This is a genomic window from Streptomyces sp. NPDC001292, from assembly GCF_042896465.1.
Classification (GTDB): Bacteria; Actinomycetota; Actinomycetes; order Streptomycetales; family Streptomycetaceae; genus Streptomyces.
This window is the reverse complement of record NZ_JBIAXG010000024.1, coordinates 93,593-112,602: the sequence shown is the minus strand read 5'-3', so window position 1 is coordinate 112,602 and position 19,010 is coordinate 93,593. Positions and strand designations below refer to the sequence as shown.

17 protein-coding genes are annotated in these 19,010 nt (G+C 72.0%); 6 read left to right on the top strand and 11 right to left on the bottom strand.

Translation table 11 applies throughout. The features are described 5' to 3' along the window. The first annotated feature begins 192 nt into the window (after positions 1–192). Positions 193–360, top strand: a complete 168-nt coding sequence (locus ACFY4A_RS24345) for a hypothetical protein (RefSeq protein WP_390831454.1) — start codon at positions 193–195, stop codon at positions 358–360. A 29-nt stretch (positions 361–389) separates the two neighbouring features. Here the strand turns inward: ACFY4A_RS24345 and ACFY4A_RS24340 are convergent, their stop codons facing one another. The 6 genes from ACFY4A_RS24340 to ACFY4A_RS24315 are packed head-to-tail and all read right to left on the bottom strand — an operon-like array spanning position 390 to position 6,692. Further along, positions 390–1,268, bottom strand: coding sequence for an STM4011 family radical SAM protein (locus ACFY4A_RS24340; RefSeq protein ID WP_390831453.1), 879 nt, complete (start codon positions 1,266–1,268; stop codon positions 390–392). 10 nt (positions 1,269–1,278) lie between these two features. Next, positions 1,279–2,649: an STM4012 family radical SAM protein gene (locus tag ACFY4A_RS24335; protein WP_390831452.1), complete on the bottom strand. Its 1,371-nt coding sequence runs from the start codon at positions 2,647–2,649 to the stop codon at positions 1,279–1,281. A gap of 2 nt (positions 2,650–2,651) precedes the next feature. Further along, the gene (locus tag ACFY4A_RS24330) at positions 2,652–3,458 is read right to left on the bottom strand and encodes an STM4013/SEN3800 family hydrolase (protein ID WP_390831476.1); all 807 of its coding nucleotides are present in this window, start codon (positions 3,456–3,458) and stop codon (positions 2,652–2,654) included. 1 nt (position 3,459) lies between these two features. Then, entirely contained in the window at positions 3,460–4,782 is a 1,323-nt protein-coding gene (locus ACFY4A_RS24325) for an STM4014 family protein (protein ID WP_390831451.1), read from the bottom strand. Continuing rightward, complete coding sequence (locus ACFY4A_RS24320; RefSeq protein ID WP_390831450.1) at positions 4,763–5,728, bottom strand: STM4015 family protein; 966 nt, start codon at positions 5,726–5,728, stop codon at positions 4,763–4,765. Before ACFY4A_RS24320 ends, ACFY4A_RS24325 begins: the two co-directional genes overlap by 20 nt. A gap of 7 nt (positions 5,729–5,735) precedes the next feature. Continuing rightward, positions 5,736–6,692 (bottom strand): STM4015 family protein, encoded by a 957-nt coding sequence (locus ACFY4A_RS24315; protein WP_390831449.1) that lies wholly within the window; start codon positions 6,690–6,692, stop codon positions 5,736–5,738. A 257-nt stretch (positions 6,693–6,949) separates the two neighbouring features. On the opposite strand from ACFY4A_RS24315, the gene ACFY4A_RS24310 reads away from it, so the two are divergent. The 5 genes from ACFY4A_RS24310 (at position 6,950) to ACFY4A_RS24290 (ending at position 12,539) form a co-directional block, all read left to right on the top strand. Continuing rightward, positions 6,950–7,276 (top strand): hypothetical protein, encoded by a 327-nt coding sequence (locus tag ACFY4A_RS24310; RefSeq protein WP_390831448.1) that lies wholly within the window; start codon positions 6,950–6,952, stop codon positions 7,274–7,276. Positions 7,277–7,447: 171 nt separating this feature from the next. Beyond that, positions 7,448–8,455 carry a DUF6745 domain-containing protein gene (locus ACFY4A_RS24305; RefSeq protein ID WP_390831475.1) on the top strand — a complete coding sequence of 336 codons (1,008 nt, stop codon included), beginning with the start codon at positions 7,448–7,450 and terminating at the stop codon, positions 8,453–8,455. A 443-nt stretch (positions 8,456–8,898) separates the two neighbouring features. Beyond that, positions 8,899–10,245: a globin domain-containing protein gene (locus ACFY4A_RS24300; RefSeq protein ID WP_390831447.1), complete on the top strand. Its 1,347-nt coding sequence runs from the start codon at positions 8,899–8,901 to the stop codon at positions 10,243–10,245. A gap of 322 nt (positions 10,246–10,567) precedes the next feature. Continuing rightward, the gene (locus tag ACFY4A_RS24295; RefSeq protein ID WP_390831446.1) at positions 10,568–11,596 is read left to right on the top strand and encodes an alpha/beta hydrolase; all 1,029 of its coding nucleotides are present in this window, start codon (positions 10,568–10,570) and stop codon (positions 11,594–11,596) included. A gap of 106 nt (positions 11,597–11,702) precedes the next feature. Then, positions 11,703–12,539 carry a hypothetical protein gene (locus ACFY4A_RS24290; protein WP_390831445.1) on the top strand — a complete coding sequence of 279 codons (837 nt, stop codon included), beginning with the start codon at positions 11,703–11,705 and terminating at the stop codon, positions 12,537–12,539. On the opposite strand, the gene ACFY4A_RS24285 is transcribed toward ACFY4A_RS24290, so the two are convergent. From ACFY4A_RS24285 to ACFY4A_RS24265, 5 genes are all read right to left on the bottom strand, one after another. Beyond that, on the bottom strand, positions 12,526–12,729 hold the full coding sequence (locus ACFY4A_RS24285) for a hypothetical protein (protein ID WP_390831444.1): 204 nt from the start codon (positions 12,727–12,729) through the stop codon (positions 12,526–12,528). The two genes, ACFY4A_RS24290 and ACFY4A_RS24285, sit on opposite strands and share 14 nt — an antisense overlap. 37 nt (positions 12,730–12,766) lie before the next feature. Continuing rightward, positions 12,767–12,979 carry a hypothetical protein gene (locus ACFY4A_RS24280; protein WP_390831443.1) on the bottom strand — a complete coding sequence of 71 codons (213 nt, stop codon included), beginning with the start codon at positions 12,977–12,979 and terminating at the stop codon, positions 12,767–12,769. A gap of 209 nt (positions 12,980–13,188) precedes the next feature. Then, positions 13,189–14,103, bottom strand: a complete 915-nt coding sequence (locus ACFY4A_RS24275; protein WP_390831441.1) for a YceI family protein — start codon at positions 14,101–14,103, stop codon at positions 13,189–13,191. Between the two features lie 806 nt (positions 14,104–14,909). Beyond that, positions 14,910–17,855: a hypothetical protein gene (locus ACFY4A_RS24270; protein WP_390831440.1), complete on the bottom strand. Its 2,946-nt coding sequence runs from the start codon at positions 17,853–17,855 to the stop codon at positions 14,910–14,912. Continuing rightward, the gene (locus tag ACFY4A_RS24265; RefSeq protein ID WP_390831439.1) at positions 17,852–18,973 is read right to left on the bottom strand and encodes an AAA family ATPase; all 1,122 of its coding nucleotides are present in this window, start codon (positions 18,971–18,973) and stop codon (positions 17,852–17,854) included. The genes ACFY4A_RS24270 and ACFY4A_RS24265 overlap by 4 nt, the downstream gene beginning before the upstream one ends. Between the last annotated feature and the right edge of the window lie 37 nt (positions 18,974–19,010).

Sequence of the window (19,010 nt, the reverse complement as noted above, 5' to 3'; positions counted from 1 at the left end):
CCGGCCTGCTCGTTGCCGCGGTCGGCTTCGCCGGGCCGGTTTCCGGATGGTCCTCGGTCAGCTCCCGCAGCTCGTCGCGGAAGATGACCGAGGACTCGTCCCGGTGACAGCCCCCCGGGCTCTCGTCATCGGCTCGATCGACTCCGTGCACCCGACCGACCCTGCCAGTCGGCGAGACCGCCGAAGTCGCCGATGGCCGCCCATACCTGGTCGGGGGCGGACCTGCGCACCGTGGTGGACTTCCGCGTCCCGCTGGAGCTGGTGACCGCACACAATGAGGAAACGTCCATGAACACGCGGGTGGCGCTCCTGCGCCTGAGCGACGACGACTTCGACCGGGCACCCGGCCGCCCCGCCTGACCGGATCCGCGTCCGGCGGGGCCGGCCCGCTACCGGGGCGCCGGAACCACGTGCCCGAGCGCGGGCGGCGCGGCCGGGATCCGTTCCAGGACGCCGCCCGCGAACACGTCGTACAGCGGCAGCGTCTCCAGGTGCACGTAGCCGATGTGGCAGTCGCACACGGCCAGCGGGCAGGGGCGGGGGCGCAGGGCCTGCCGGTAGGAACCGTCGTACAGGTTGCCCAGTTCCGACCGGACGAAGTGGCAGCGGCGCACCGTGCCCTCGCCGTCCACCGATATGACCGACTCTCCCGTACGGCAGGGCATGCCCGCGCTGCGGTGCGGGTGGCGGCTGTACGGGAAGAGCGGGTCCAGGGCCGTCCACCGGTCGGCTTCGGCGTCGGTGTAGGTGTGGCCCTCGGCGGCGTTGACCCACAGGTACACGTGGTCGGGGAGGTCGGCGCGCAGCCGGCGTGCTTGCTCCATGTGCTCGTGAAGGCCGACGACGCCGACGCTGTGGCGGACACCTCGCGCGGCCAGGTCGTGGCACTTGGCCAGGAAGCGGTCGTACGGCGTCTGCCCGGGGTGGAAGGTGCACCACAGAGCGAGGGTGTCCAGGTCGGCCGTGTCCAGCCAGTCGGTACGGCAGCTGAGGTTGGTCTGGATCGCCACCCGGTGGACGTGCGGCAGCCGGCTCAGCTCCGCGAGCGTACGCCGGTACCACGAGCGCACCAGGCCCTCGCCCCACGGCGTGAACAGCAGGGAGAGCCGGTCGTCGCGCTGCGCGGCCGCCCAGGCGGCGAAACGCTCCAGCGCCGCGCGGTCCGCGGTGAGTTGGGCGCGGCTGTCCCGGCGCTTGGCGAAGGGGCAGTACGGGCAGTCGTAGTCACACGACGCCAGCGGGCCGCGGTAGAGGATCGTCAGGTCCATGCGCGCTCCGTCACTTCGGTTCGTACGCGGCCATGCGCTCGCGCACCGCGGCGGAGAACAACTCGGGCCCCAGCGCGTCGGAGTGGGCCAGGCCCTCGGGGGACAGCCGCAGCAGCTCCGGGCCCGCCGAGTCGTCCAGCCAGCCCCGCTCGCGGAACCGGTCCAGCTCGGCGGCGAAGTCGTCGCCGGGCTCGGTACCGAAGCGGGTCCGGTAGTCCGCGACGGGCATGCCCTCGGCCTGAAGCAGAGACTGGAGCAGATGCCGGCGCCGGGACTCGTCCTCGTTCGTCTCCCAGCCGAAGTCCGCGTGGCGGAAGTCGTCGGCCGGGCGTGCCGTGTAGTCGTCGATGATCCCGCGTATGCGGTGCATGTCCACGGCGTAGTCGAAGGAGTAGTGCAGTGTGGAGGTGTACGAGCGGGAGCCGCAGCCGAGGCCGACCATGCCGTCGGTCTGGCACGCGTAATCCTCTCCGCCGGTGGCGGGGGCGCCCGCACGGCGGAACATGCGCATCGACACCTGCTCGTAGCCCCGCGCGAGCAGGTGGTCGCGGCCGTGGCGGTACAGCCGCAGCCGCTGTTCGTCCCAGTCGGCGTCGCCGCCGGTCGCCGCCCCGCGGTGCCGGCCGAGACCGGTGAGCGGGCGTACGTAGAGTGGGTAGAGGTACAGCTCCTCCGGCTGCCAGGCGAGGGCGGCGTCGAGGGAACGGGTCCAGGACTCCTCGGTCTGGCCGTCGATGCCGTAGATCAGATCGATGTTGAGGACGGGGATGGCTGTGTCGCGGATCCGGGCGAGGGCCGCTTCGACGTCCGCCCGGCGCTGGGGGCGTACGGCCGTGCGCGCCTCGGAGTCGACGAAGCTCTGCACGCCCAGGCTCAGCCGCGTGGTGCCGCGGGCGGCCAGCACCGCCAGCCGGTCGGCGGTCGCCGTGGTGGGCGAGGCCTCCACCGACAGCGGGATCGCCGCGAGGTCGGCGCCCAGGCCGCGCTCGGCCAGATCGCACAGCCGCTCCAGCTCGGCGGCCTCCAGGAAGGTCGGAGTGCCGCCGCCGAAGGCCGCGTTGGCGTACCGAGCCCCGTCGCCCAGGGCCTCGCGCACCGCGGCCGCCTGACGTTCCATCGCGTCCAGGTAGGCGGTGGTCAGGCCGTCCGGGGCCCCGATCCGGGTGAAGAGATTGCAGAAGCCGCAGCGGACTTCGCAGAAGGGGATGTGGAAGTAGAGCGAGAGGGCGCCCTTCGGCTCGTCCGCCCACAGTGCGCGCAGGGATGCCCGCTCCCGGTCGAGCGGGCGGTACGCCGTCTTGTGCGGATACGCGTAGACGTACTGCTGGTAGGGGCGGACGGTGCTGGGCGCGGTCGCCGCTTCGGTGCTGGTGATGGCCATGGTCATCGGGCCCCGTCGAGGAAGAAGTGGGCGTAGGGAACGGTCCAGACGACGTCATGACCGATGCGGTGGCCGCTGTAGCCGTCCTCGCCGTACGCCGTGCCGTGGTCGGAGCAGACGACGGCGAAGCACGGACGGCGGCGGGCGACGGCGGCCAGGAGCCGTCCCATCTGCCGGTCCACGTACTCCAGCGCCGCGGAGTGGGTGGCCCGCGTGTCGCCCGCCTCGCGGGTGGCCCCGGGGAGGTGGAACCAGTTGGGCTGGTGCAGGGCCGACACGTTCACGAAGAGGAACAGGCGCTGGTCCTGGGGGAGTCCGGCGACGACCTGCTCCGCGCGGGTCACCTGGGCCTCGAAGGACGTGGGGGAGACCACCCCGAACTCGGGCTCCCAGTGGCTCTCCTGGAACATCCCCGGCAGCACGGAGCCCAGCGGTCCCTGCTTGTTGAAGAAGCCCACGCCCCCGATGCACACGGTGCGGTAGCCCTCGGCGGCCAGACCCGAGACCAGGTCGGGAGTGTCGTAGACGAAGGTGCCGTCCGCGGTGGTCTCACTGCCCGCGAAACGGGCGGCGAAGAGCCGGGGATGCGGGCCCGGCGCGGCCGGTGTCGGCAGGAAGCCCGCGAACATCGCCTGGTGGGAGGCGTAGGTGAAACTGCCGGGAGCGTGCCGGCGCTCCCAAGCGCCGCCGGGCAGGTGCCGGGCCAGGTTCGGGATGCGTCCGGCCGCCGCCAGCTCCTGCGCCACGTCGTAGCGGAGGGTGTCGAGCGTGACGAACAGGATGTCGTGGCTTCCCACGATCTCGTTCATGTCAAGCGGTGGTGTCATGGTGGTGCTCCTTGCGTTCTGCTCGCCCTACGGCGGCTGGTGCGGCAGTCCCTGCGGGGGCTGCCGCTGCGGCCGGCGCGGGGGCTGGTGCCGGGGTCCGTGCGGCGACCTGTGCGGCGGGTGGTGCGGCGGTTCGTGCGGCGCCGTGTACGACGGCTGGTGCGGCGGTCCGTGCGGCGTTCTGCACGGCGGCCGGTGCGGCCGCGACCTGTGCGGCGTAGGTGTTCAGGTCCTCGGCGCCGCTGCCCGGCAGGCCGGTGAGGCGGGGCAGCAGGTCCCCGAAGGCGTTCACCTCGCCGACCGTGAAGCGGCGCCAGCCCGTCGCCGGCAGGATGTCCACGCCGACGCACAGGGTGCCCGGGAAGCACGCGGCCGCCCGTTCGGCCACGTCCAGCACGTCGGTGAAACTGCCTCCCGCCGCCCGGATCGCCGAGCGTGCCGCGTCCAGGTCGCCGCGGGCGCCCCCGAGGTGCAGATTCGTCATGGGGTGCCGGCTGGTTCGCACCACGGCATGCGTGGCGCGGCCTGCCACCACGACCACCCGCAGGTCGGCGGCCCGGCCGCCCTGCGAGGCCTTCGGCAGCCATCGCTCGACGTGGATCCCGTCCGGGACCAGGGCGTCGACGAGGGCGGCGACCTCGGTCTCCGTGGTGTAGTGGCGCACCCGGAGGGAGTTGTGGAGGCGGCCGTCGGCAGTGGTCTCCACGGAGGTGGTCGCCCTGACCCGGCCCGGTCCCGCCAGGGTCAGCGCCACGACACCGGATGCCGACGACCCGTGCGCCGGCTTCACGAACGCCCGTGAGATCCGGGCCGCCTCCAACTGCTCCCGGAGCCCGTCCCGCCCGGCCCAGCCGCCGACCGGACCCGTCAGAGCCGGGGGGACCGGGACGCCCGCGGCGGCGAGCCGGGCGTGGCAGCGCCGTTTGTCGAACATGACCGCGACATCCTCCCGGTCGGCGGTCGTCACCGCGCCCGCACGCCGCGCCGCGGCGGTCACCTCCCGGACCGCGGCGGTGAAACGGCGGTGCCAGAGGGCCGTCCCCTCGACCCGGGTGGGGTCGTCGGCGTCCCGCAGCAACCGGTCGACCTCGGCGTTCTCGCCGGGGGAGTCGATCCGTACCAACTCGCTCGGCGTGAAGGCGTACCGTCCGCGCAGTACATCCCGCCACGCCAGCACGCGGGGTGCCGGGTGACCGGCCGCGTGGACGGCGTCGGCGAACATCGCCGTCCGCCGGTTCTCCGGATTGCCGACGACGGCGAACCGGAGGCCGGCGGCGGGCGCCGCGCTACTCGGAGACGGCGACATAGCGCCACTCCTGGTCCCCCCAGCTGTCCGGAGTCCGGTGATCCGACAGGTCCACCTCGGTCCCGGTGGCGTCGAAGGCGGTACGGATCCGGTCTGCCATGGGCTCGCTCAGGAAGTGGTGGTGCAGGTCCAGCCGCTTGAGATGGGCCAGTGGCTGGCCGAGGAGCAGTGTTTCGGCGCCGGCGTCGGTGAGCGTGCCCATGGACAGGCTCAGCGACTCCAGCTGCGCCACGACCGGCGCGGAGGCCAGGGCCGCCGCGATCTCGTCCTGCACCTCGCTGTTCTGCACGCCGAGATGGCGCAGCGCCGGGAAGCGCCCCTGGACGAGGAGTGGCGCGAGGTCGGCCACCGTCGCGTCGCCGCCGTACTGGGACACGCCGAGCCACAGTTCCAGACGCTCCAGCGCGGACAGTTCACAGGCGCCGACCGAGCGCACCACCTGGCCGGGCAGGCCGCCCGACTCGAAGCGCAGCACGCGCAGCGCGTCGTGGCGCACCGGGCGCAGCGACAGGGGCTCCTCGCCGAGCCCCTGCGAATCGCCGCCGCGGACGCCCAACTCCTCCAGCTGCGGGAAGCGCTCCAGGACGGGGGTGACATCGGTGAGCTGAAGCCAGGAGATCTCGCACTCCTCGCCGGTGACATCGGCGAGGAACAGGGCGCGCAGCGCGGGGAAGCGCTCCGCGTCGGACACGATCAGCTCCAGCGCCGGACGCAGTTCGGTGTACTCGTCGTCCCACCAGGGCCCGACGACGAGAGCCCGCACCTGCGCGCTCGGCACCCGGTCCGTGAAGCTCCGCCACAGCTCCGCGAACGGAATCTCGCCGGCCGCGTAGCAGTCCAGCCGCCAGGCCACGTCGCCCGCGGCCGGAAGCGCCTCTTCGCCGGGCTCAGGCAGGGTGAAGACCGGCAGCCCGTGGAAGGTCTCGAAGTGATCGACGATGGTCATGACGGCCTCATTCCGCGACCGCGGTGAAACGGTGGACGACGCCGTCGTCCTCCCACGTCTCGCCGCGTTCCGACAGGTCGACCTCGACGCCGGACGGCTCCAGCGCTGTACGGATCCGCTCGACCACCGGCTCGCTGAGGAAGTTGTGGTGGAGGTCGAGCCGGGTCAGGTGGGTGAGCGGCTGACCGTCGAGCAGCGCCGTCGCGCCCTCGTCGGTGAGCACGCCGAGCGACAGGTCGAGCGACGTCAGCTGGGCGACGACCGGGGCCCCGGCGACGGCGGTGGCGATCTCGTCCTGGATCTCGCTGTTGCGCAGGCCGAGATGGCGCAGCGCCGGGAAGCGTCCCCCGGCCAGGATCGGGGCGAGGTCGGCGGCCCTCGCGTCGCCGCCGTACTCCTCCACGCCGAGCCACATGTCGAGGTGCTCCAGCGCGGGAAGCTCGCCGGCGGCGACCCCGCGCACGACCTCGCCGGGCAGGCCGCCGGCCTCGAAGCGGAGCCTGCGCAGGTGCTCGTGCCGGACCGCCGGGAAGCGCAGGCCGGTGCCGCCGCGGATCCCGAACTCCTCGAGCAGCGGATACGCCTCGAGGACAGGAGTGACGTCGGACTGCTCGATCCAGGAGATCTCCGCCTCCTCCATCTCCAGGTCCCCGATGAACACGGCCCGAAGCGCGGTCAGCCGGTCACGGGCGTCGACGAGACGCTGCACGATGCCGCTGGAGTCGTTGTCGTACGGCTCGCCCCACTGACCCACGATGAGGGCGCGTACACCGGCGGGGTCGACGGAGTCGAGGAAGCGGTCCCACAGGTCGCCGAAATCCTCCTGCGGGGAGTCCCCGTACGGTTCGACGGCCAGCCGCCAGGCCGCGGCGCCCGCCTCCGGCAGCTCCCGCCTCCCCGCGAACTGGGCGAAGTCGAAGGCCGGGAGGCCGTGCAGTTCCTTCAGATGCTCGACGTGGGACATGTCGCTGGCCTCCTGGGGCTCTCACGCGTTGCGTTGTTCGCGAAGAGTTGTACCAAGCGGCTCTGACATCGGCGGTGACGGGCTGGGTGGGTGCCGGGTGCGGGGGCGGTTCGGGGGTGGCCAGGGGCGCGTACCGGATCGGGATCCGGGGGCGGAGTCCGGGGCGTTGTCAGACCCCCCGCGTAGCGTCGTGGACATCGGTCGGTGACGTGCCGACGGGGAAGTCGGTGACGTGCCGACGGGGAAGGGAGACACGTATGTACCGGCAGGGGGATGTCCTGATCGTGCCCGTGGCGGAGGCGGTCGTGCCGCCGGGCACGGACCGGCTGCCGCACCAGCCGCGGGACGCGCGGGGGAGGCTCGTGCTGGCTCTCGGCGAGGTCACCGGACACGCTCACGCGGTGATCGGGCCCGGGACGCTGGTCCGGGAGGCCGGACCGTTCGGAGCGTCCTACCTCCATCTCCCGGACGGCGGGCGGGTGGTGCACGAGGAACACGCGGCGATACCGCTGCCCAAGGGCTGGTACCGCGTGGTGCGGCAGCGTGAGTACGTGCCCGGCGCGGTGCGCGTCGTGGCGGACTGAGACAGCGGATTCAGGCAACGGACCGGGGCAGCGCACCGAAGCGGCGCATTGAAACGGCGCATTGAAACGGCGCGCTGAGACAGCCGGACTGAGACAGTGAAGAGCGGAACGATGACGACACCGATGAAGACCGCGCACGAGACCGCGTACGAGACTGTGCCGACAGACACGATGGCGTTGTGGCGCGAGGTGGCGACGGCGACCGGCCCCGCCGACCGCCCGGCGGCCGAGGAGGGCCTGCGCCTGGCCTACCGGCTGGCGGGTCTGCCGGAGCCGGAGCACATCATCTGGGTGGGCTCGCCCAGCGAGGGCGTGGCAGTGGCCGCGCGGCTCACGGCGGAGGGCACGGCCGGCCGCAGTGTCCGTGACGCGGTGCGTACCCGGCCCTGGGCGGCCGCGCGGGAGCGCGTCCTCGACCGGCTCGGACCGGCCGGCTGGGCCGCACACTGGGCTCTGACCGGCGCCCAGTTGTGGGGCGGCACGGTCGCGCTGACCGAGCGCATACGCACCGCAGTGGCCGAGGCCTCGACCGCTGCGGCGGGGGGCGAGCAGGCCGTCCGGCTCGTACTGCTCGACGCGGTCCTCGGCCAGCACGACGCGGCCTGGCTGGCGGCCTTCGACGGCCAGGACGGCGGGGAGGCGCTCGACGGGATCGTCGCGGTCGCCCGCGCCGCGGGCTGGTGGTGGCCGTACGAGAGGACCGCGGTCGTCTGCGAACGCCCCGTGGAGCTGCACCGGGACGAGGCAGGCCGGCTCGACCGCGGGGACGGACCGGCGCTCGCCTTCCCCGACGGGTTCGCGCTGCACGCCTGGCGCGGTATGCCGGTCCCGGCCGAATTCCTCGCCGGACTCGGCGGGCTGACTCCGCGACGCATACGCGAGGAGGAGAACGCCGAGCTGCGCCGCGTGATGCTGGAGCACTACGGCTACGACCGCTACCTGGAGGATTCCGGCGCCGAACCCGTACAGCGCGACAACGCGGGCGTGCTGTGGCGCATCGAACTGGAGGGGGACGAGCCGCTGGTGATGGTCGAGGTGGTCAACTCCACCCCGGAGCCCGACGGCACCCGCCGCACGTACTGGCTTCGGGTGCCGCCGAGTACCCGGACCGCCCGGGAGGGCGTCGCCTGGACCTTCGGCCTGGAGGAGGCCGACTACGTGCCGGAGAGGGAGACCTGAGTCCCGAGCCGACTCGGGCACGAGGTTCCGGTACGGCACGAGGTTCCGGTACGGGCGGCCGTCACAGCCCGTGGAGATGGCATGGAGGTCCGCGCTGAGCTGGGCGTCTCGGCGCCGTCGTGCGTCTGTGGGCGCGGCGTTGGCGCTGTCCAGGGCCTAACGGCCCTAACACCCAGGGACCTTGGGGTATTTGCCCCCAATGTCATACTGGCCTGCGGTTTCAGCGGACGGATCGTCCCTTGTTCCCGTGGTATCCGCCCACCGTTCCTCACACGTTCCTTCAGGAGCCCACCCATGTCTCGACTCATCCGCCAGCTCTCGGGCAGCGCACCGGACCGCCCGGCCCGGTGCGCTCCGGCCCCGGCCGTCGCCCCGGGCGCGGCTGGACCGGACGCCACGCGGCTGACCGCCGTCGGGTGTGAGACGCGGAGGGGTCGCTGATCATGAGCGCGGAAGACGGCACGTACCACGCACTCCTCGCCCGCCACGACGCGATGCGACTGCGCCGGCAGATGCTCTCCTCCGGAGGCTTCCCGGGCGCGGACAGCGGCAGCGGCCTCCGCGGCCCGGCCGGGCAGCCGTACGACGGCGCCGCCGACCAGCGGACGATCCTGCGTAATCTGGACCTGGTGACGCCGTTCGAAGAGCTGATCGCCCACCTCTACCAGGCACTGTTCACCCGGCACCCCTCCCTGCGGTCGCTCTTCCCCGCCGAGATGGCGTTCCAGCAGGCCCATCTGGCGCGGGCGTTCTGGTACCTGCTCGAGCACCTGGACAGGCCCGAGCAGATCACCACGACGTTCACCCAGTTGGGCCGCGACCACCGCAAGCTCGGTGTGCGCCCGGCGCAGTACGCGGCGTTCGAAACCGCCCTGTGCGAGGCGCTGCGCATCCGCGCCGACGAGCACTGGACCGCGGAACTCGAGCAGGCGTGGGTCCGGATGGTGCGTTTCGGGGTCACGGCCATGGTGCGGGGCGCGGACGCGGCGCTGCACGAGCCGCCGTGCTGGGAGGCCACGGTGACGGCGCATCGGCTGTGCGGGCCGGACCTCGCGGTGCTCCGAGTGCGGCCGCACGAGACCTTCCGGTACCGGGCCGGGCAGTACACCGCGCTGGAGTCCGCGCGGCTGCCGCACACCTGGCGCCCGTACTACCTGGCCGGCGAGCCCGGCCGGGACGGGGAGCTGGAGTTCCACGTCCGGCGCACCGTCCCCGGCGGGGTGAGTGAGGCACTGGTGCGCCACACCGCGGTCGGGGACCGGATACGGCTCGGTCCCCCCAAGGGGAACCTGGCACTCGACGGGGAGCCGACGGATGAACTCCGGCTGGTGGCCTGGGACACCGGCTGGGCCGCGATGAAAGCGCTGCTCCAGGAACTGGAAGGCCGCCTGCGGCCGGCGTCCGAACACCGGGCGGGCAGGGTGCGGCTCTTCCTGGGCGCCGACGCGCTGTCCGACTTGTACGACACCGAGTACCTGACCGGGTTCGAACGGCGTCGTCCGTGGCTGACCGTGGTCCCGGTGACCGGCGGGACACCGGGGGAGGGCGCGTACGATCGCTTGGCCCGCGCGGTGACCCGGAGCCGCCCCACGGCGGCCGGCCACGCCCTGCTCACCGGGCCGCCGGCGATGGTCCAGACGGTGACGGCCGCGCTCACCCGCGCCGGGCTGCCCGCCGCACACGTCCGCCACGACCCGCTGCCGGCCGGCCCGCGTGACCTGCCCGGATCCGTCCGGGACTTCGGCGCGGCCGGAACCCGGATGTTCCAGGGGCAGTCGATCCCGGCGTGACCGACCACCGCGACGGTCGCTGCCTCCTTCTGGAGCAGACCGGGAGCTGACTGAGGTCCACCTACGCGAGAGCCCTGCCATCCGAAGGGAACCGGCAGGGCTTTCGTGTCGCCCGCACGGCTGGCAACATGATCCGGCAGGCTGAATGTCATGTGCGAGTCAGAGTCGGCAAGGGGACTCGCGTGACCTCGGTGTTCGACCGGCCGTCCGACGCCGCCGGCGAACGCCCCCGTCGGAGACGCCTTGCTGGTCCTGCCTCCACAGGAGTTGACCCCGCACGGTCGAAGAACGCTCAAGCCCCGACCAACCACAGGGAGCCGCGATGACCCTTCGAACCCGAGTCCTGCTCGTCCTCTCCGCACTGCTTGTCACACTCGCGCCGACCGCGCCGACCGCCTTGGCGCACCCCGCCTCGCCCACGGCGACGGGAGCGGCTGACGCCACGCTTGCCCCTTCCCCGAAGCCCCGAGGCGCCGAGGTCGTCGCGGCCACCCAGGTCGCGGACCGTCAGGTCGACCTGTCCGTGCGCTCGGCGGCCTTGGGCGGACGGACGGTCAAGGTCCGACTGCTCACCCCCGACGGCTGGGACCCGAGCGACCGACGACAGCACTGGCCGACCTTCTGGCTGCTGCACGGCTGCTGCGGGGACTACACCTCGTGGACCGCCCTCACGGACGTCGCACGGATCGACAGCCTGCGCAATGTGCTCGTGGTGATGCCGGAGGCCGGCTGGAACGGCTGGTACAGCGACTGGTGGAACCACGGCCAGGGCGGCGACCCCGCGTGGGAGACCTTCCACACCGTGGAGCTGCGGCAGCTCCTGGAGCGTGACTGGTCCGCCGGCGGCAACCGCGTCGTGGCCGGCCTGTCGATGGGAGGCCAGGGCGCCCTGCTGTACGCCGCCCGGCACCCCGGAATGTTCAAGGCGACCGCTGCGTACTCCGGCTCGGCGCACCCGCTGCTGAACGAGGAGTCGGTGAACCGCATCATGGGCTTCTTCGCCGGCCAGGGCGACGACCCGCTGCGGGTCTGGGGCGACCCGGTCGCCCAGCGCGGTGTCTGGCAGGCTCACGACCCGTTCCACCTGGCCAAGCGGCTCAAGTCGGTCCCCGTGTACCTGTCGTGCGGTGACGGCACCACGGGACCCCTGGACTCCCCGGGCCGCACGAGCGCGCTCGAGGCCGACTTCAACCGCCAGAACCACGCCCTGGCCGCCGAACTGGAACGTGTGGGCGCCAAGCACGTGACCACCAACTTCTACGGACCGGGAACCCACGGCTGGGCATACTGGCAGCGCGAGCTGCACGCCTCACTGCCGATGCTGCTGGACGCCCTGCGCGTCGACGGCTGACACCGTTGCCCTCACGGGCTGCTTGCCGGTGCCTGGCAAGCAGCCCGACGTCGTTCTGCCGTGCCGCGCGGTGGAAGACCAGCGCCCAACTGGTCAAACTGTCCGCATGGTTTCCGTGAGACACAAGGTGGTCGTCGAGCCGGTCCCGTACCCCCGGCTCGTCGACGCCCTCGCCGTGATCCGCACCCTGGTGGAGGAGAGCCAGGCGGATGGACAAAGGCTCGTACTGCCCGATGGACAGGTGATCCCGGACATCCGACTGACCCAAGGGCGACACCTGCGGCCCGGCTCGGTCTACCTGATCACGGACGTGGACGAGGAAGAGGCCGACGACGGGTACGCGAAAGCGGATGCGGACGCGGACGGGTCCAGGACCACTCAGGGTGCCGATGCGAGCGAAACCGTACAGATCACCGTCAGGGAATGGGACCACCGCCGCGCTGTCCGCCTCGAACTCGCCGTCGTCGACGACGACATGAACGTCGAACTGGACGCGACGCTGAAGAGCCCCGACCGCCCGGACCTGGTCGAGATCAGCGGCCGGACGCGAGGCGACGCGGCAGCGCGCACGCTGTTCGAGATGGCGGGCCGCGCCCGGGTACGGCTGGACGACTGGTGGCCCGCCGCAGTCTCCGACCGCACCCCACCCTCAGCCCCGGCCTCGGCCCGGCTCGACCACCGCTGGATCCGGGCGGACGTGCGAGCGGTTCCCCGGCCGTCCCGGGACGACGGCAGATGGGAAATACACGTCACCGTCTCCCTGCGCGGCCGCCGGCTCCTGCGACCGGTGGCCGCAGCCGTACTCACCGTGGCCGCCGGCCGGATACGCCGATCCGTCGTACAGACCCTGGACGACCTGGCCGCACAGTGGAACGACCGCGTGCCACGCCTGGTGGCGATGAACGCCGACCAACTGAGAGAAGCCCTCCTCAGCAAGCCGTGAGGCGAAAACGTGTCGCCGTACCGGAGGCACGTATGCCCTGCGCGGTCCACGCCTCCACCCGCTCCACGAGCGCGGTCACCTCAGCCTGCTCGGACCCGTACCCGTTCGCCTGTGGCCTGCGGCCGTGCAGCAGGGAACGGTAGCCGGCCAGAGTGTCGGCCCCCTCGCCGCCCAGGTCGTCGACCGTCACCGGGTGGAAGCTGCAGTAGTCGCACCAGGAGGCCGCGTCAGCCGGCCCTCATGCGCCGTGCGACTTCCTCGACATCGGCGAGCAGCCCCGCCGGCTCCTGGTCGAGAGCGAGGGCGTGCTGGTGGATCAGGATGCCCGCGTGACGCACCCGGTGGGCGGTGTGCGACGCGTTGCCCTTCAACTGGACCCGGCCGTGCAGCGCCGCGTTGGCGCTCAGCTCCGCCACGATCTGCTCCGCGCGCTCGACCACGGACGGTGACACCTGCCAGGCCCGCAACTCCGCGCGGCGAGCAACCGGGCGTGTGCGCCGCGACGGGTGGAGGACAGTTGCTGTGCGAATGTCCTGACGAGGGTGGATGCGTGGGGCGTGGTCACGTTCATGAGGGCCACGGTGAGGGGCGCGCGGGGGCGCACGCCAGGAGGAAGCCCCGTACGCTGCGTGAGCGTACGGAGGCGCGCCTACTCCGGCGGCGTGGGCGTGTCGGGGGTGCGGTACATCGCCTGTACGTCCAGCTCCAGTTGGACGGTCGGTCCGACGACCGCGATGCCGCGGGCCAGCATCGAGCGGTAGTTCAGGGTGAAGTCCTCGCGGTGCAGCTCCGCCTTCGCCAGCGCCGCGCAGCGAAGTTCCTGCTCGTAACCGCCGTTCACCGTCCCCAGGTACGTCGTGTCCAGGCCGACGGAACGGCTGGTGCCGTGCATGGTGAGCGAGCCGTGCAGCGTCCACTTGGAGCCGCCGCGGTAGACGAACCGGGTGCTGACGAAGTCGATGTACGGGTAGCGAGCCACGTCGAGGAAGTCGGCGGAACGCAGGTGGTTGTCACGGGTCTTGTTGCCCGTGGTGATGCTGGAGGCGTCGATGCGCACCGAGACCTGGGAATCGGCCATGTTCTGCGCGACGCGGATGCCGCCGTCGAAGCGGGTGAAGCGACCGTGGACATGGGCCATGCCCACGTGCTTGGCGATGAACCGGATCGCGGTGTGCGGCGGGTCGAACAACCAGGTGCCGGGCGGCGGGAGTTCCAGCTGACGGGCGGGCTCCAGCGTGATGCGCGCCGGGGCAGGGGCCACGCCGGCGGCTATCTCGACCGTCTCGCGGGCGGGCGACAGGCCCTCGGCCGCGGTCCGCACACTGTAGGAGCCCGGTGGCAGCGCCGCCATGAAGAAGCCGTACGGATCGGTGGTGCCGTGGGTCACGACGCGGTGGCTGTCCAGCGCGGTCACCGTGACCTCTGCTCCGCCCATGGGCTGCCCCATGGGGTCGACGACCTCGCAGCCGAACGCGCCCGCGCCGGGCGGCAGGGGAATGGAAAGGCCCGGCGCGGCACCGGAGGCGCTGCGGGAACGCCGACGGCGGAGCAGTCCGAAGGCCATGGTGTTCACCTTTCTGCACACGTGTGGCTGTCGCGCGGGCCGCGCAGCCGCTGGTGATCGCGATTGCCAAGATCATCCGGAGTCAGGATGCGGGCATGGGGGAACCAGATCATTAACGATCTTAAAGCAGCTTGTGAGGAGGTAGTGTTTTCCGTGATCAGAGCTGGTGTGACGTGATTTGAATGGCGAGGCCATCGCAAATCTGCACATCCGCGGGGCAAATGGTGACACCTCGACCTCACCGCTTTGCGTATCGCCGTGGCGAAGAGCACCCGCCGTGCGACGACGTTCACGCGCAGCACGCGGAATCGCCACCGACCCGACACATCCGGCGCCGGTTCGGCGCGGCGCGGAGCCGGCCGACCCGCGCGAACCGTGGTTGCCCGCCGGCGGGGTCGCAGCCGCCTCCCACCCCCGACGCTGCACCTGTCCGACCGCCCGGCTCCACCCGGTCGGCGGAACCAGGAGGCGCGGTCAACCCCGCGGCAGCCACTACGCCGCAGGCCGCCCACCAGCGACAAGCCCTTGGACCGAGCAGGCATGAGCCTGGACCTGGACTCAAGGAAAAGGCCGGAGCCCTGGCGGGCCGTGCTCACCAGGGGCAACGTCGTCGTGCACTACGACCCCGAGGCGGAAGAAGGCTTCTGCCACGTCCGGCGCGAGGAGCCCGACGACGACATCATCCGCCGGCCGGCGAGGAAGACGACGCGACGTCGAAACGCAACGCGGACTCCCGCTGACCGGCACGCCGGGCCGTCCGGATCCTGGTGGGCCCAGGACCCGGCCGGCGCCGTAAGCCGTCGCTGTCATGTGCTCGTGAGCAGGGACTCCAAGGCCTTCGCCGTGGCTGGATGCCGGGTTGCGAGTGCGGCGCCCGAAGGCGACGAGCCCGAGGCCGCCCATGCGCCGTCGCAGCCCAGCAAGTCCGCCACCGCGTCGCAGGACGCCGGATGCACGGCCAGCAACCCGACACCCGACGGGGGTGGGACGTCGGCCCGCGTCCATCCCTGCGTGCAGCCCAGCAGCTCCGCCACGGCGTCGCAGGTCGCCGGATGCGCCGGGAGCAATGCGGCGCCCTGGCGGCCGTGCGCTCCGGACTGCTTCCGGTGGGCGGCGGGCGGGGCCGGGGGCGTCCGCCACGGTGGTATCCACGCGTCCAGGGCCGCCAGCCGTCCCGGGAAGATCCGCCCGGCCTCGCGGATCAGCAGCGGGGCGAGCTCCGCGGCGCCGGACCGCAAGGTGGTGATGAGCAGCGGCAGCCACGGCAGCAGCACCGCGTCGGGCAAACGCCCGAACGCGTTCGACACCGCCTCCACGACCACGTCCGCCAACGCCGGCACCGGCTCCAGCGCGTGGACGAAGCCGCTGAGGTAACGGGGATAGGCGGGCACCACCAGCGGATTGTCCAGCAGCGCGTCGCACCGGCCCCGCAGCTCGGCCCGGGACAACGTGCCGAGCTGCACCTGCGCCGCCCACAGCAGGGCCGTCTTCGACGGCTCCTCGGGATGCGACTGGGCGACCGCCAGCTCCAACTGGGCCCGGTCGCAGCCCAGCGACAGCGCGAGGCTCTCCATGCTGAACAGGAAGCCGAGCATCGCCGCGACCTGCCCGACCGTCGCGTCCTCGTCCCGGAACGCCACCGGCAGCAGCGTGCAGTAGTGGGCGTAGCCGGTCTTGACGAACGACTCGATCCACGACGGCAGCACCGGTTCGCTGGTGCGGTAGTACGCCAGCAGCCCGCGCACCCGGCGCAGGACCTCCGGCGCGCCGTCGACGCTGCGCTCGGTGGCGAGCACCTTCAGCGCGTGCGTGCCGAGTTCGTCGGCGAGGCGGCGGCTGCGCAGGTACAGGGTCGCGTCCTCCACCGCGGCCAGTACGGTCGCGGTCGTGGCCTGCGGGCCGTAGGCGTCGCGCCGCAGTCGCTGCTCCAGGACCTGCTCGATACTGACGCCCTCGTAACCGAGCTCGATGAGGGCCCGCTGATGGGTGCCGAGCGCCAGGTCCCAGGACTCCTGGATCGAACGCTCACCGAGCCGCCGCTCACCCATGATCGGCCGGGCCGCGCCGTGCGGCATCAGGCGCCGCAGCATCCACAGGACGTCGGAGCAGGCCTGGAGTTCCGGCCGGGAGGCCGTGTCCAGCAGGGCCCGTTGCACGCCGCGCTGCTGGAGCTTCAGTCCGAGCGGCGCCAGCCGGTCGTGCACATCGCGGGCGAGCGGCGGCAGCGCGTCGTAGCCGACCTGGCCGATCCGGTCGCCGCCCATCATGATCTCGACCAGGCGCCGCACGTCCCGCCGCCCCGGCACGGCGTCCTTCTCGATGCAGGTGACCGCAGCGTCCTGGAAGTCGTACGGCGTGGGCTTGGCCCGGTCCCTCATGCCGGCGAGCAGGACCGACGTCTCGAACACCGCGATGGCGTCGGCGGTGGAGGCGAGATAGCCGTTGCGCCGGGCGGCGCGCACGATGTCCACCGACCAGCCGAGCAGTTCGGCCTCGTCCAGGCCGTCGAGCACGGGTGGCCTGCGCAGGAAGCCGGAAAGCCGGTCCGCGGCGGCGGACTCCGGTGCGGGGACAGCTGCTTGCCTTCCCCGGGCCTTCGCTGCCGAGGCCTTCGCCGGGGCCTTCTTCGCCGTGGACTTCTTCGTACCCGCCTGGCCTGCCAGCCGGAACGGCTGCACACGGGTGCGCTTCAGGCTCTTCGCCCACTCCGTCGAGGCGATCGACACCGAGCCGGCGGCGAGACCGAACTGCGCCTCGATCGCCGCGTGGCTGGACGGGATCAGCCCGTACTGCCAGGTGGTCGCGGTACGCGGGGAGATCGTGAACGTGTCGGTGCCGTGCACGCCGAACTCCTCGACACGGCTGACCGCGTGGAACGCCCCGCACACATACAGGCAGTCCGCCGGATCGGTGCCCGTCGCCGTCAGGTGCTCGCGCATCCGGGTCCACATGTACCGCTCCCGGTCCTCGTCCACGCGGACCCGGGCGCCGTCGCCCGGAGCGAGGCGCCGGAACAGGCTGCCGATGAGGAACATCACCTGGCGGTAGGTGTCGTGGTCGGCGGCGCTGTCGCCGAGCGGCACCTCGACGAACTGGTGCCACCACTCCGACCAGTGCCGCACCTTGCCGTGGCGCAGCAGGTGCTCCTCCAGCTCGCCGAAGCGCGGCCGGAGGTCGCCGAGTTCGACGCCGACGGCCTCGCCGTGCAGCGCGGCCTCGGCCGGAGGGTCGGTGTCCTCCGCCGCGGCCTCCTGCGTCCGCTCGCCGCCGGTGTCCCACTGGAAGACGTGGTCCGCGGAGCGGTCCACGAGGACCAGCTCCACCCCCGGGGTGTCCAGCGCATAGGCGATGGCCTGGTACTCGGCGGACGCCTCGGTGATCGGCGCGACGACCGACAGCGGGGCCCAGTCCGGGGGGAAGCCGTCGACGTCACCGGCGAACGCCTGCACCGCCACCGGCAGCCGGCAGTTGCGCAGCTCGGTCAGCAGCGGCGCCATGTCCTCGCACAGCTCCAGGTAGACCACCCTGGGCTGCTTCTCGCGCAGCCGCCGGGCCATGGCGGTCGCCGAGGCGGGCGAGTGATGGCAGACGGGGAAGATCTCCAGCGGCTCGCGCACCGCCCGGTCGACGTCGTCGACCATGCCGAGGAGGATGCCCTCCAGGGCGTCGGGCCCGCCCGCGAACGTGGCGGCGGCCTCCTGAAGTTGCCCGCGCAGCGCGGCGAACGTGCCGCTCTCGTGGGGCCCGGTCACGACAGCGTGGCGATCGCGTCGCGGCCGCCCTCCAGGAACTCGGGCCAGGAGCCGCCCTCCTCCTTGCTGCGCGGCTCGACGACACCGTGCAGGTACTTGTTGAGGATGGCCAGGTCCTCGGGCTCGCGGCGGGTGAGGGAGCCGACGAGCGAGGAGGCGAGAGTGCGGGCGGTCAGGGCACGCTCGCCGAAGAAGTTGCTGTGCAGGACGGCGTCCTCCAGCACGCCGATCTGCTCGGCCGTCGACAGTGCCGACTCCAGCTTCTCGTCGTCGCTGCCGGCCGCGGCGGCGGACGCGCGCAGATCGGCGAAGCTCTGCAGGAGCACGTCGAGCAGGGTCGGCGGCACGTCGAGGTCGATCGAGTGCCGGCGCAGCAGTTCCTCGGTGCGGAAGCGGACGATCTCCGCCTCGCTCTTCTTGTTCGTCACGACCGGGATGCGGACGAAGTTGAAGCGGCGCTTGAGCGCGGAGGACAGGTCGTTGACGCCCCGGTCGCGGCTGTTGGCCGTGGCGATGATCGAGAAACCGGGCTTGGCGAAGACGATGTTGTCGCTGCCGCCGCTCTCCAGTTCGGGAACGGAGATGTACTTCTCGGAGAGGATCGAGATCAACGCGTCCTGGACATCACTCGTCGACCGGGTCAGCTCCTCGACGCGGCCGATGGCACCGGCCTCCATCGCGGTCATGATCGGCGAGGGGATCATCGACTCCCGTGACTGGCCCTTGGCGATGACCATGGACACGTTCCACGAGTACTTGATGTGGTCCTCGGTGGTGCCCGCCGTGCCCTGCACCACCAGCGTGGAGTTGCGGCAGATCGCGGCGGAGAGCAACTCCGCCAGCCAGCTCTTGCCGGTGCCGGGGTCGCCGATGAGCAGCAGACCGCGGTCGGAGGCGAGGGTGACGATGGAACGCTCGACGAAGCTGCGGTCGCCGAACCACTTCTGCGAGATCTCCCGGTCCAGGCCGTCGGAGCGCTCGGAGCCCAGGATGAACAGGCGGACCATCTTCGGCGACAGGCGCCACGAGAACGGCTTGGGATTGTCGTCGATCGACTCCAGCCAGTCGAGCTCCTCGGCGTACTTGATCTCGGCGGGGGCGCGCAGCAGGTCGGACATGCGGGAGGGGCCTTTCCGTGAGGTGATCACAACACGA